Below are 13,366 nucleotides of genomic sequence, written 5' to 3'. Positions count from 1 at the left end.
CCTTTATTGTGAATTTATGTCTAATGACGTCGAGCTGACATAAAAACTCGTATGCATCTCTCTTGTTAAAGAGACCGTGCGACTCCAATTTATATGAATTTAAAAATGACCAACGATTCGGTGCGGTACATACGGTTCTTCTAAAAACGCAATTTCTTCAGGTGTTAATTGAATAGATAGGGCAGCTTCTGCATCTTCGAGCTGGGATATTTTTGTCGCACCGACAATAGGAGCGGTTACCGGGTCTTTGTGCAAAAGCCACGCAAGTGCGATGTGAACCCGGTGAACAACATGTTTCTCTGCCAAACTCGCAACCCGGTCTACCACCAATTGATCCGCATCTGTTGTTGCATCATATTTTTGTTTTGCAATTTCATCAGTTTCGGCACGATGTGTTGTTGTCTCCCGCGCCAACCTTCCTCCTGCGAGTGGGCTATAAGGAATGACCCCGATTTTTTCTTCCTTACAAAGTGGGAGCATCTCCCGTTCCTCTTCGCGGTAAATGAGATTTAAATGATTCTGCATTGATACAAATCGGGTCCACCCATTTTTCTCAGCTACATGTAAAGCTTTCTGAAACTGCCATGCCCACATAGCAGAGGCTCCGATGTATCTTGCCTTACCAGCCTTGACTATGTCGTGCAGTGCTTCCATCGTCTCTTCGATGGGCGTGTTGTAATCCCAACGATGAATTTGATACAAATCGACGTAGTCGGTTCTCAATCTCTTAAGGCTTTTATCGATTTCGCTCATGATCGCCTTGCGGGAAAGTCCAGCGCCATTGGGTCCTTGATGCATTCGTCCATGTATTTTAGTCGCGATGACAATCTCATCACGGTTCGCAAAATCCTTGAATGCACCTCCAATTATTTCTTCACTTGTCCCGTCAGCGTACACGTTTGCAGTATCAAAAAAATTGATTCCAAGCTCCAGAGCTTTTTTTATGATTGGACGAGCGCGTTCCCCATCAAGCACCCATCGATGATGACCTTTTTCTGCGTCTCCAAAGCCCATACAACCAAGACAAATCCGGGATACATCCAAGCCGGTATTTCCAAGTTTCGTATAATGCATTTCATGGAACCTCCCTTACTTTTCCTTAAAATAGCTGAATGAGCAATTGTATTGATGCACATTAGGCGTTGGCTTCGTGCGGTGCGACTTTGACTTGTCAAAGAACGGGCACGCGTGCTGATCGTTGAGTTTAGATATAAAAAGCCATTATAGCAGCGTACATACACAGCATCGTCAACCACAACGGATCAAGTTTAGACCGTGCCGTAGATAAGTGTACATCAAGCTCGGACTAATATTTCCAATAGCTTCAAACAAAAATGAACATTGATTGTTTAATCAACTTACGTTTATAATTCTAAACGGAAACAAAATGCTTGCAATAATCAATTTCTCTCGATGTGTAGATTACTCAACAAATTATTAATAATTGCCGATTATCTCAGTAAGGGGACTTTAAAAATGACTAAAGTGGACAGAAGGGTACTCAAATCTCAAGAAGCCATAAAGAAAGCAATACTTGAACTGATGACTGAAAAAAACTTTGATGACATTACAATTCGGGATATTTCTGATAGGGCAAATGTTAATCGAGGAACAATCTATCTCCATTACATGGATAAATTTGACTTGCTAGATAGGATAATTGAAGAACATATAAACAATCTCCGTGAACTTTGCCACACAGCATCTGAAATGAGTTTCCAAGAAGGAAATTATGTCTGGTTCGAATACTTTGCAGACAATCATTTGTTCTTTTCAACCATGTTAAACACGAAAAGTTCAGCTTATTTTCGTAGTCAATTCCTTGATTTAGTCGTCCAGGAGTACAAGGTTGAAGTCGATGTAACAGAAGGAAAAAATCAAGGCTTAAGTGATGATGTCATTCTTCAATTTTTTGGAGCCGCGGTCGTGGGGATCGTAGAATGGTGGTTCAGGAATGGAATGTCAGTCCCCCCTCGTGTCATGGCAGAACAAACTGGGATATTGTTAGACAGAAATTTTTAAATTGCATTCCCAACAAATCTAGTAAATCGAGTAATTTCTTGTACTGAGGTTATTTAAACAAAATTCTCATCCTAATTTCGTGATGAGGGTAGGGTTTTGAATACTGTTCTCGCATTACGGACTTGAACACTAGAGATAAGGCCAATACCCGGCACAGTACAAAAACATGAAGCGGCACCCGCTCCATGTTTTGTACTTAAATCCATAACATCATTTCCTATTGAGAACACGATCCCGAATAACAAGAAAATGCTTACCACAAGAAGAACTTGCCTCATGTTAGTGAGAACAAGAGAATATATCGCATTTTAAATTAAGGGTCTTGTTTAGAAAAAGTTTGTAAGCGTCACATCTGGTCGACTGTGATACCACCATCAACTAGCTATGGCTGTATAAACTTAGTCTAAATTTTCTCCATTGCTGTTAATTACTTTCTTATACCAATTAAAGGACTTTTTCCTACTACGGCTTAACGTACCATTTCCCTGGTCATCTTTATCCACGTAGATGAAACCATATCTTTTGCTCATTTCTCCAGAGCTTGAGCTTACTAAATCAATGCACCCCCAGGTTGTATATCCTAGCAACTCTACGCCATCTTCTTTTACAGCAGCTTTAAATGCTCGGATATGTTCACGAATATACTCGATTCTGTAATCATCCGAGATACATCCATTTTCATCAGGCTTGTCCGCAGCTCCCAACCCATTCTCGACAATAAATAATGGTTTTTGATAGCGATCATACAATGCATTTAGTGTAATTCTCAGCCCGAGTGGGTCAATTTGCCAGCCCCATTCACTTCTTTTTAAATGGGGATTTCGTAATGTCGGAAAGAGATTGGCAGCGGTTTGAGTATTAACTGCTGGGTCAGCACTTGTTAATCGCGAACCATAGTAACTAAATGAAACGAAGTCAACTGTATTATTTTTCAGAAGCTCCTTATCACCATCTTGCATTTTCAGATGTATATTCATCCTTTCGAACATTTTTTTGGCATAATTCGGGTATTCACCACGAGATTGTACATCCACAAAGAAGTAATGTTCTCGATCCCTTGTCATGGCTTTCCATACGTCTTCAGGAGCGCAAGTATAGGGATAAGTGCTGGCACCCGCCAACATACATCCTATCTTGAATTCGGAATTTATTTTGCGTGCAATTTCAGTAGCTTTAGCACTAGCGACCAATTGGTGATGAGCTGCCTGATACTTCACAGCTTCTTCATCTTCATCTTCATCAAACACCAATCCTGAGCTCCCGAACGGTAGGTGTAATAACATATTGATTTCATTAAAAGTTAGCCAATACTTCACTTTATCTTTGTAGCGAGTGAATAGTGTTTCGCATAGTCTTTCATAATAATCAACCATTTTACGGCTTCTCCAAGAACCGATGGTTTTTACCAAATGCATCGGCACATCAAAATGAGTGATCGTTACTAAAGGCTGTATATTATATTTTAAACACTCATCAAAAACATCATCGTAGAACTTCAAACCTTCTTCGTTGGGTAATGTATCATCCCCATTTGGATAGATTCGTGTCCATGCAATAGATAAGCGGAAGCATTTGAAACCCATTTCTGCAAATAAAGCAACGTCTTCCTTATAATTATGATAAAAGTCGATGGCTTCATGGCTCGGATAGAAATGTTCATCATCACATTCCATCATTTTCATCTTGCCTTTCATTACAGAAACGCGATCCTTTCCTGCGGGTATAACATCGACGGTTGACAATCCCTTATTCCCTTCCAAATATCCACCTTCACATTGGTTTGCAGCAGTTGCTCCTCCCCATAAAAAGTCTTTGACTAAAGTCATTTATAATCCACTCCTTGAATTTGATATGGTTACACTATTAGGACTAACAACTCATTGTTAAAATCAGTGACTGTACTACTGTTATTAGTTAGCACATCAGCATAACTGTAAGTATTCGTAACGATCACCGGGGTCTGGGTAACATATCCTTCCTCTCTGATTTTCTCCAAATCAAACGTGATTAGTGTCTGTCCCTTGGTAATTCTCTGACCCTCTTCAACATGAGCTTCAAAGTACTTCCCATTCAGTTTAACGGTGTTCAATCCTATATGGATGAGTATTTCAACCCCATCATCGGAGAGTAAACCGATTGCGTGTTTCTTGGGAAACAGCGAAACAATTTTCCCATCAAAAGGAGCGACCACTTTTCCTTCGCTTGGCTCAATGGCAACTCCTTTTCCCATTGCTTCTGTGGAGAAGGCCGCATCTTGAACATCCTTCAATGGAATCATTTCACCTTTGATAGGACTTGTAATAACCGTATTTTTAAGTGTGATGATTTTATCGTTTGTGGTGACTTTATTCTGCTCAGACGTTTCTTTCTCATATTTTAAGGTTAATAAATAGGTAAGCACTGCAGTTATAACCGTTGTAATTAATAATGCGATGAGTATATTATAGAAATTCCAAATGTTTTCTCCAATATAAAGCGGAATAGCTGGAAGCCCTGATGAACCTGTTGCATAACGTGAAACTTCCATAACCCCTGCGTACAGCCCTCCAGCAGCGGATCCAATCATAGCCGCAACAAGAGGATACTTTTTAGGTAAATTAACACCGTAAAGTGCTGCTTCTGTAATTCCCATTAAGCCTGTAATTCCACTTGTAGTGGAGATTTGCTTGGATACTGTATCCTTTGTTCTCCAACTGACAATCAACGCGGCTACACCTTGCGAAATATTGGATATCATGGCTCCAGGTCCAATGATATTTTCATATCCCAATGTCGTGATTTGAGCCAATGATAACGGAACGATACTGTGATGAAGTCCAAACATAACAAGGATTGGCCAGAAGGTTGCAATTATGAAAATGACCACCCATGCTCCGTGCGATCCCAAAAAATCAAACCCCATTGCCAAATATGTTCCGAAGAAAGAACCTAGCGGTCCTAGTGCAGTTAAGGAAATAAATCCAACAACCAGAATGGTAAACATCGGAACAAAAATAATTTTTACAGCGTTAGGAATGATTCTTTTAAACAATGGTTCAATGTAGGATTGCGCCCACACGGTTAATAGAATCGGAACAACCGATGAACTGTAAGCAACAAGTGTCAATGGAATATTGAAAACGCTAACATTATTACCCGCAGTTCTCAATAGATCCAGATTCGGATGAAGCAATATCCCAGCCAACACAAGTGCCAGTACAGGGCTGCATTTTAATTTGTTTGCAGCCGAATATGCTAATAAAAAGGGTAAGAAATAAAAAATGGCATCCGACATGAAATTGATTACATAGTAAGTTTGTGACGCTTTTGAAACTACATTAAATAAGATCAGCAAAGCCAATAGCGCTTTTATCATTCCCGCGCCTGCAATAGCCGGAACGATTGGACTGAATGTACCTGAAATAAAATCGATTAATTTGCCAAAAACGCTTACATTTTTTTCATTAGATAATGTATCATCTATATTTTCTGCATGTTTTATATATTTGACCACTTCCTCATATACTTCTTCGACATGGGTGCCAATAACCACCTGAAATTGTCCGCCGCTTTCAATTGCATCAATCACGCCATCTAAAGCTTTAATAGCGTCTTGATCGGCTTTTTTATTTTGGTTTAGTGCGAATCTAAGCCTTGTCATACAATGAGTTAGTGTTGATACATTTTCACTACCACCAATCTTCTCTACAATATCCTGAGCTAATTTTTCATATTTTTTGCTCATTAGAAAATGCCCCCTCTTCTTGTTGTTGAACAATGAATTACGCCTTTTATTTATTAAACATAAACAACTTTACCTGCTAAATAAAAAAAGTTATTTATCAGTAATATTTAAAGGCTTCATTCAAGCTGCACCTTTAAGATATCACTAGATAAATAACCTTATCCAATACCTATAATCTATGTTTTATTATGCTTGTGAGGCATACTTGATTAATTGAATTAAATGAGAAGTAGCCTGGTTAAAAATCTTGTGTTTCTTCCAAACAATAACACAACTAAATTTGAGTTCTGGAAAAAATGGTCTGAAGCAAAGATGTTTTGAACCTGTCATCGCAAGAGCACCTTCAATACAAATAGCAGTTCCCATACCATTATCTACAAAATTAACTATGTTAGAAATTAAGTTGTATGTGGCTAGAACATGTATATTTTCATATTCATCAGCAAACCAATTAGCAATTTCATTTTGTACTGTTGGACGACTAGAAAGAAGTAAAGGAACTCCAACAAGATCATTGGGAGTAACATATTCTTTTTGTGCAAGAGGGGATGAAGCCTGTGTTAGAATTCCCCATCGTTCCTTTTGAGGCAATCTGATGAAATCGTATTTTTCAATATTTATGGGCTCTAATAAAATCCCAATTTCAAGTAATCCTTTGTCTATTTTTTCCTTTATATCATCCCCTGTTCCGCTATAAATATAATAATTAACCTGTGGATACTCTTCATGAAAAGCTTTTAATGTTTGAAATAAATAATGCGATGTTAGTGATTCGACGCTTCCTATAGAGATAGTCCCTCCAACCAGATTATTTTGATCTTTGAATTCTCTCTCTGTTTTATCCGCAATCGTTAGGATTTCTTCTGCCCTCTGACGTAAAAGCATGCCAGCATCCGTTAATGACACCTTTTTTTTACCGCGAATAAGCAATTGAGTTCCTAAATTTTTTTCTAAGTCAGCTAATTGTCTGCTTAATGTCGGCTGTGTTACATGTAGTACATTTGCTGCATGCGTAATACTTTCCAAACGAGCGACTGTAAGAAAATAACGAAGCACTCTTAACTCCATGTTTCCCCCTGTTGACAATATGTGCTTAAGAATAGATTCAATATGTCCTAGTAATTAACTTACCATCTTAAATACAGTTCTTTCAGTTTACTTTTTCACATACTTCTCTGCCATTATAACCATTAATCAGTTCTATATGCATATGTTTATATGTGGAATTGAATCGATATATGGGAAGGATTTGGGTACTGTTACGTGAACATAGTGTTGTTGGGTTTGAACATTTTGTGATAAGACCTCCCCAAAATTAGTCATGAAATTTCATATTGCTGAGCCGTTCCACGTTTTCAGGATCGTGAAGAGATAAAATTAAGCTCTCTTTGGAATCCAACCTAGCAATCCTCTCCATATCGGCCCTGCTCAATTCGAATAGGAACGATTTCATGATGAACGATTAGATCCATCAGTCGATCATTTAGGAAGTTACTTACGCCGATTGCCCTGATCTTCCCCTCATGATATAATTCCTCCATCGCACGCCATGAACCATGGATATCGCCAAAGGGCATATGAATGAGATACAGATCCAAATAATCCAGTTGCAGTTTGTTCAGTGATGTTTCGAATGCTTTCCTAGCACTCTTGTAACCTGCATCCTGAATCCAAAGCTTTGTTGTAACGAATATTTCCTCTCTGGTCACGCCACTCTGCTTGATGGCACGACCGACTGCTTTTTCATTGCTATAAACAGCAGCGGTATCAATCAAGCGGTAACCTTCCATTAGGGCATTACAAACCGATTCTTCGCATACATTTTCATCATCAATTTGATAAACCCCAAATCCGAGTATCGGCATCTCGACACCATTGTTTAGTGTAACACTTTGCATTTTAGATCCTCCTGTTAACAAAATTCTCACTTCTACTTTTCAACCTCGATACCCAAGATAAAAAGAAGTTCCGATAATGCTGGGACCTCCTATAAATCTTAATGTTCGCTAGAGATTGATTAAGTATTGGATTCAAAGGTATTTTTGGTACTGGATAATTTTTTTTCCCCTTTAACCAGAATGATATAGGTAATTATAGATAATATACTGGTAGAAAAAATAATAATTCCAAAAGGTATAGCAGAATTTTCTCCTGCAAGTCCCACAAGTGGAGACGTAACGGCACCTAATGCGAATTGTAAGGTGCCGAGCACGGCGGACGCGCTCCCTGCAATATGCCCCTGCGATTCCATTGCTAATGTAAAAGAGATGGGGCCAATGATCCCAATGGATAAAGCGAATAAGAAGATCGAAATAAACATAGCTGATAATACTCCATGTACTAGTACTATAAATAAGACCGCAGCAGAAGATATAAACGCTAGTAATATTCCGATCAAAAATAATCGACTTTCCGTTACCCGGCCTGCAAGCAGTTTGACGAATTGAGATCCCAAGATAATAGCAAGACCATTCAACGCAAAGAGGATTGAAAACAGTGGCGGCGACACACCGTATATGTTTTGATAAATAAAGGGGGTACCCGCAACATAGGCAAAAACACCTGCGAACAATATGCCATTGACTAGAGCATACCCCATAAATGACCGTTTTCGGAACAAGCTATTATAATTTTTCATCAACGCACGGGGACTGCCTGAAATACGTTGTTGTGCAGGTAAGCTTTCCTTTAACCCCCATATGGTTATCCCTGTTAACCCTATGCCTAGCACCCCTAAAAATACAAATACACCTAACCAAGAACTGTATGACATAACCGTACTTCCAGCCGTAGGGGAAATTAACGGCGCCACATTGCTTATCATTGTTAGCAACGATATAAACTTAGTCATTTCAATCCCACTAAACCGATCTCGAACAATAGCGCGCGAAATAACGAGTCCAGCGGACGCAGCAACCCCTTGTATAAATCTTAAAGATATAAACCATCCTATGCTTGGTGCAAAAGCGCATCCAATAGAGGAAAGGATATATAGTATCATGGAAATCAACAAAGGCTGGCGTCTTCCATAAATGTCGCTTAAAGGTCCCATTATCAACTGTCCTAGCCCTAATCCTAACAGACTAGTGGTTAAACTCGCTTGAACCGCAGTTGCGCTTGTTCCAAAAAAAACAGCGATTTGCGGAAGTGATGCAAGATACATATCGACGGTAAACGGCCCCAACGCCGAAAATATGGCCAATATTAGAGCAAAACCGAGAGAATTTTTTTGGGTCTTATATTTCATTCCTTTAACTCCTATGATTGTTTTAATGTTTTCTTTAAGCTAACGCATTTGCTTTAGATGTTATGGGTTTGTTACTTCTGCCCCCATAGAATGAGCGATCTCACACCATGTGTCCGAGTCCACCAAATCCAACGACCGCTATATTTTTGCCGGAATCAACACCCCAATGGCGCAGCGGCGGAAACGTTGTGATCCCAGTACATAAAAGTGGAGCGGCGACATCAAGATTAATGCCGTCTAGAATTCGAACCACGAAATCCTCCGTTATTACAACGATATGGGTGGAATAACCTCCCTGCGTATATTGTCCATATCTATCGATGACTCCGTAGGTACTCGTATGTCCATTAAGACAATATTGCTCCTTTCCTCTACGGCAACTCTCGCACTCTCCACAGGAATCAACCATACAGCCAACTCCTACTCGGTCACCAACAGTATACTTTGTGAGTTCCAAACCAATCTGGGCGACAATTCCAGCGTGTCCTGGAACGGGAGGATATTGGACTGGCCCTCAATCCCCACGGGCAGTATGGATGTCAGTGTAGCAAATACCCGCATACTTGATCTCAATGAGAATATTATGCGGCTTAAGATCCCTGCGCTCAACTGTAGAACCTTCTGGACCGAACACAGCACGTGCATTAGCATTAATCATATATAACCTCCAATGAATAGAATTTTTATCAGTTAGCTATTTAGAAATTAGTAATGATGATCCACACTTCTTTATTAAACACCATGTGAACACCCTCTTTTCTAAATTTAAGTTCTCCTTTTTTAGGTAAGTAAGCCACGGAGAGCGAATAAACAATACTGGTTGTTTTATCAACTTATGTCTATTATTATAAAAAAAGAAACCTAAGTTCAATGGATAAAAAAGCGCAATTTGTTGAAATAGCAACATCATCACGAAAAGTGTTCATTATTTTGTAGATCAGGGAGAAAAGACAAGATGATTAAAGTGGATCGGAGAATCCTAAAAACGCAAGAATCCTTAAAAAAAGCCGTTATTGAACTGATGGCTGTAAAAAACTTCGATGACATTACCATTCAAGACATTGCAAACAAGGCAAACGTAAACCGCGGTACAATTTATCTTCATTATCAAGACAAATATGATTTATTAGATCAAATCATGGAAACACACATTAATGAATTAAAAAAAATGGATACGTGGGCATGTCAGATGGAGTGGGCTGATGCTCTTGTTCCATATTTCGAGTACTTTGAGAAAAATTTTTTGCTTTTTTCAACCATGCTAGCTGCATCAAAAGGTACACCTTCATCTTTTAGAACGCGGCTACTTGCTTATTTCATGGAAGGATTCAAAGGGGAGATTGACAAAGAAAGCGGGAAAAATACGGAATTAATCGAAGATGTGAGGTTGCAATATGCTGGGACTGCTTATGTAGGGGTCATTGAATGGTGGATTCGAAATGGAATGCCCTATTCACCGCAAGTCATGGCCACGCAAGTTGGCACCTTGTTAGAAAGAAGTTTTTAATCGGTATTATATTCTGTAAAGAAAATGGCCTTTTCCCTTTTCAATAAAGGTCACAGTATACAACGAAATACTAAAACAACGGCAGCCGATTGGCTGCCGCTTCTGCTTGTTTTTTCATTTTTTGTTAGAGTTCTCATATTCTTTCTCGGTTACGTGTTCTAACCGGTCTGTATCACCCCAATGTGAGTACTAAGTATACAAACTAAGTATTCTTCGTAGTCCCATGCCAATGTTTTACGTTCGGTGGAATGCTCACCACATCGCCTGTTTTGAGGAATTGAACTGGTTTTCCGTCTACTTGATACCAACCCTCTCCTCCAGTAACTAATAAAACTTGCCCAACATAATGAGAGTGCTAGTTATTACGGGCGTCTGATGCAAAGGTTACGTTTCCGATAGCTTTATTGAGGAAGACAGGATTGTTAAACACCAATTGTAAGAAGGCGTTAGCGATAAAGTTTTTTCTTCTTTTGACCCGACGGTAAAGATGGTGCTATTTCTTAAGTGCTCGTACGGCACTGTCACAAAATAACTATGATGGAGGTTAATACAAAAAAATCTGTGATATTAGAATTTGAATCATTGTGTCTTGTATTGAGTTAAAAATCTCTAAGTTCAACTTCTCTATCTTGCCAACTAGCATCATGCTCTAACGAACAAAGAAATTTTTAAAGCTGCGGGTATTAATGAAAAAGAGATTACTCGTCTTATAAAGAGATGCTTGATGTGGGATAAAGATACAAATATCATCTGGGGTTTTAGGGCTCTCATACCACAAAAAAGAATTTCTAATTATCAAAGAAAAGCCCAAACTTCTGTGGACTTAAATGCTCGGTCATTCTGATCCCAAAACAACCACACTTTACACCCATATTAGAAACAACGAGCAAAATCATACGGTTGAAGATATGGATTCATTCGAATAAAGCAGGCATTTATGCGGTCATTTTGAACGCCTTTAATCTTCATTTTAGAACTAATAGCATAAAAGTCACGGTAGACCGAATTTTTTAAACTTTCATAGTAGTGGATTATAAAACCTGAATCTTCTACACTTTAATTGGACAAAAAAATTAAATGTAACAGATACAAAACATCGATATGTATTGTAGATTGGAACAAAAAATAATCATGTCATTCCACAAAGTAACTCTAACTATAGCCGCCCCTTTAAATATTACAAATTCCTCGAAAGAGGCAAACTTGTTGTCATTCTCCCCTAAATATAAAAAAATCCTGATATTATCAGGACTTAGTTGGGGTAAACTTGTTGTCATTGTACAACATAGGCAATACTTAAAACCTGGAAATAGATAACTAAATTAATTCACAAAACCTTTATTTTTTTTATCTGTTGTGATTTTGATCAGTCCGTTTTAATTGAAATCCGATGTTTTCTATGACTATAAATATAGAGTATCAAGAAGGCTATCTACTTTACTGTTTGTGAGACTGGTTGGGTAGGGCAGAACAATCGGTCAAAACGGCGCATCAATCCTTCAAGCGGACCAACAGGAAGCTTAGCAAACAACAATCCCAGCAACAGTGTAACAACTGCAACTATTACGTCGCCGAACGGAACTCCGTCCAGACTGTGCCCAATCTTTGCCAGATACAGAAACCAAACTATTACAAATTGAATGGCATACATGGTCAGAGCCATACGTCCGACTGCTGCAAAAGGCAATAATACAGTAGAGGCCTTTTTGGATATGAGACATGCAACGCCCAATACCAAGAATGAAATTCCTAATCCTATCATCGTTTGGAAGGTCGAAGCGGTGTGCGGAGCCGACTGCAAGAGCATATGCCACATTGGTGATTCCGTATTAAGCGGCCAAATTGCGTATTCATCCGGTGGCTGTACAGGAGCAACTCCTTGCATCCTTACCAGCCATTGTTCAAAGTGGAGACTCCAATTCGGAAGTACAAAAGCAGCCAGTGCTTTGCCAATAACAAGCATAACGATACCACTGCCTGCGAGTATGAGAGCTGTGCGTAATCTGGTCAGGTCAAAGCGGCCAATGGCCATACCAGTAACAAATGCAGGGATCAAGGCGATAGCAGACATTGGACCTCCTGCAATATCACCAAGAAGATAAGCTTTTGAGAAAATACTTGATCCCAGAATCATTAGCGGCGGGGCTGTCACGAGCAAAACTACTGCTGTTGTAACAATGGTGCGGGTCGAACGGCGAAATAACATAAGGGCCAGCACAAACATAGCTGAATAGGCAGGCAAAATGATGCCATATGGAGTGTTCAGCATAATAAGCAAATAACCAATAATATCAACAAATACTGCACGGGCTAGCATTCGCGCACGAAAAGCGGTCGTATCTGCTCCCCGATCCATCATTCGCTGTCCCATAATGGAATAAGATATACCCCCGCACAGCACGAATAATAGTGTCGTGTTTCCGGAAACAATCTCAGAAACGTTTGGGTTCGATCCGAAGTGCTGCAAATACATTCCCAGCACCGCCATTCCTCGTACTGCATCAAGTGCTACAAGACGCCCGGTGCCCCTCCTTCTCTTCGACTCTTCTACAGAACTACGAGAAGGAATATCGGTTTGTGTAGCGTCGTCGGATGTTTTGGATACACCTGCTGTATCTACTTCTTTTTCATCCAATTTATTATCAACCGTCTTTTCATCTGCTTGATTTCCATTCAATTGGCTGCTTACGGAAAAAGCTCGTATTTTGATATTGGACTCTTCCTCATACTCTCTGACGGATCTGCTTATCAGTTTGATACTGCTTAGCAACTTGCATTCCTCCCTGAAAATCCTGGACTCGTATTTTTCATCAACCCGCATGTACGGGAGTGATGTTACGCTATAGTCCAATATATCCTGCAGATG

8 protein-coding genes and 3 pseudogenes are annotated in these 13,366 nt (G+C 39.4%); 2 read left to right on the top strand and 9 right to left on the bottom strand.

The annotated features are described in order from the left end of the window. Positions 1-99 precede the first annotated feature (99 nt). Positions 100-1,074, bottom strand: a complete 975-nt coding sequence (locus MKY35_RS12845; RefSeq protein ID WP_061828372.1) for an aldo/keto reductase — start codon at positions 1,072-1,074, stop codon at positions 100-102. A gap of 402 nt (positions 1,075-1,476) precedes the next feature. Between MKY35_RS12845 and MKY35_RS12840 the strand changes: the two genes are divergently transcribed. Then, positions 1,477-2,022: a TetR/AcrR family transcriptional regulator gene (locus MKY35_RS12840; protein ID WP_342443906.1), complete on the top strand. Its 546-nt coding sequence runs from the start codon at positions 1,477-1,479 to the stop codon at positions 2,020-2,022. Between the two features lie 398 nt (positions 2,023-2,420). Here the strand turns inward: MKY35_RS12840 and MKY35_RS12835 are convergent, their stop codons facing one another. The 6 genes and pseudogenes from MKY35_RS12835 to MKY35_RS12810 form a co-directional block, all read right to left on the bottom strand. After that, on the bottom strand, positions 2,421-3,848 hold the full coding sequence (locus MKY35_RS12835) for a 6-phospho-beta-glucosidase (RefSeq protein WP_342443905.1): 1,428 nt from the start codon (positions 3,846-3,848) through the stop codon (positions 2,421-2,423). A 29-nt stretch (positions 3,849-3,877) separates the two neighbouring features. Further along, positions 3,878-5,746, bottom strand: coding sequence for a beta-glucoside-specific PTS transporter subunit IIABC (locus tag MKY35_RS12830; RefSeq protein ID WP_039276024.1), 1,869 nt, complete (start codon positions 5,744-5,746; stop codon positions 3,878-3,880). A gap of 186 nt (positions 5,747-5,932) precedes the next feature. Next, positions 5,933-6,814: a LysR family transcriptional regulator gene (locus MKY35_RS12825; RefSeq protein WP_029515212.1), complete on the bottom strand. Its 882-nt coding sequence runs from the start codon at positions 6,812-6,814 to the stop codon at positions 5,933-5,935. Positions 6,815-7,185: 371 nt separating this feature from the next. Then, positions 7,186-7,644 (bottom strand): annotated as a pseudogene (locus MKY35_RS12820) (aldo/keto reductase); the annotation flags it as partial. Positions 7,645-7,763: 119 nt separating this feature from the next. After that, complete coding sequence (locus tag MKY35_RS12815) at positions 7,764-8,993, bottom strand: multidrug effflux MFS transporter (protein ID WP_342443904.1); 1,230 nt, start codon at positions 8,991-8,993, stop codon at positions 7,764-7,766. 69 nt (positions 8,994-9,062) lie between these two features. After that, positions 9,063-9,651 (bottom strand): annotated as a pseudogene (locus MKY35_RS12810) (alcohol dehydrogenase catalytic domain-containing protein); the annotation flags it as partial. Between the two features lie 297 nt (positions 9,652-9,948). Between MKY35_RS12810 and MKY35_RS12805 the strand changes: the two are divergent. Next, positions 9,949-10,500 carry a TetR/AcrR family transcriptional regulator gene (locus MKY35_RS12805; protein ID WP_342443903.1) on the top strand — a complete coding sequence of 184 codons (552 nt, stop codon included), beginning with the start codon at positions 9,949-9,951 and terminating at the stop codon, positions 10,498-10,500. Between the two features lie 114 nt (positions 10,501-10,614). On the opposite strand, the pseudogene MKY35_RS12800 reads toward MKY35_RS12805, so the two are convergent. Together MKY35_RS12800 and MKY35_RS12795 are read right to left on the bottom strand one after the other, a co-directional pair. Further along, positions 10,615-11,019, bottom strand: a pseudogene (locus tag MKY35_RS12800) (cupin domain-containing protein). A gap of 913 nt (positions 11,020-11,932) precedes the next feature. Beyond that, a complete protein-coding gene (locus MKY35_RS12795) occupies positions 11,933-13,270 on the bottom strand; it encodes a DUF418 domain-containing protein (protein WP_342443902.1) in 1,338 nt (445 codons plus the stop codon). Between the last annotated feature and the right edge of the window lie 96 nt (positions 13,271-13,366).

The organism is Paenibacillus sp. FSL L8-0638 (assembly GCF_038593075.1).
GTDB classification, from domain to species: domain Bacteria; phylum Bacillota; class Bacilli; order Paenibacillales; family Paenibacillaceae; genus Paenibacillus; species Paenibacillus polymyxa_D.
Note: the sequence above shows the minus strand (reverse complement) of the source record. Positions and strands in the feature narration are given on the sequence as shown.

Excerpts from the sequence above, each read along its gene's own strand:
- MKY35_RS12845 (WP_061828372.1), bottom strand. The coding sequence starts at position 1,074 with ATGCATTATACGAAACTTGGAAATACCGGCTTGGATGTATCCCGGATT.
- MKY35_RS12840 (WP_342443906.1), top strand. The coding sequence starts at position 1,477 with ATGACTAAAGTGGACAGAAGGGTACTCAAATCTCAAGAAGCCATAAAG.
- MKY35_RS12835 (WP_342443905.1), bottom strand. The coding sequence starts at position 3,848 with ATGACTTTAGTCAAAGACTTTTTATGGGGAGGAGCAACTGCTGCAAAC.
- MKY35_RS12830 (WP_039276024.1), bottom strand. The coding sequence starts at position 5,746 with ATGAGCAAAAAATATGAAAAATTAGCTCAGGATATTGTAGAGAAGATT.
- MKY35_RS12825 (WP_029515212.1), bottom strand. The coding sequence starts at position 6,814 with ATGGAGTTAAGAGTGCTTCGTTATTTTCTTACAGTCGCTCGTTTGGAA.
- MKY35_RS12815 (WP_342443904.1), bottom strand. The coding sequence starts at position 8,993 with ATGAAATATAAGACCCAAAAAAATTCTCTCGGTTTTGCTCTAATATTG.
- MKY35_RS12805 (WP_342443903.1), top strand. The coding sequence starts at position 9,949 with ATGATTAAAGTGGATCGGAGAATCCTAAAAACGCAAGAATCCTTAAAA.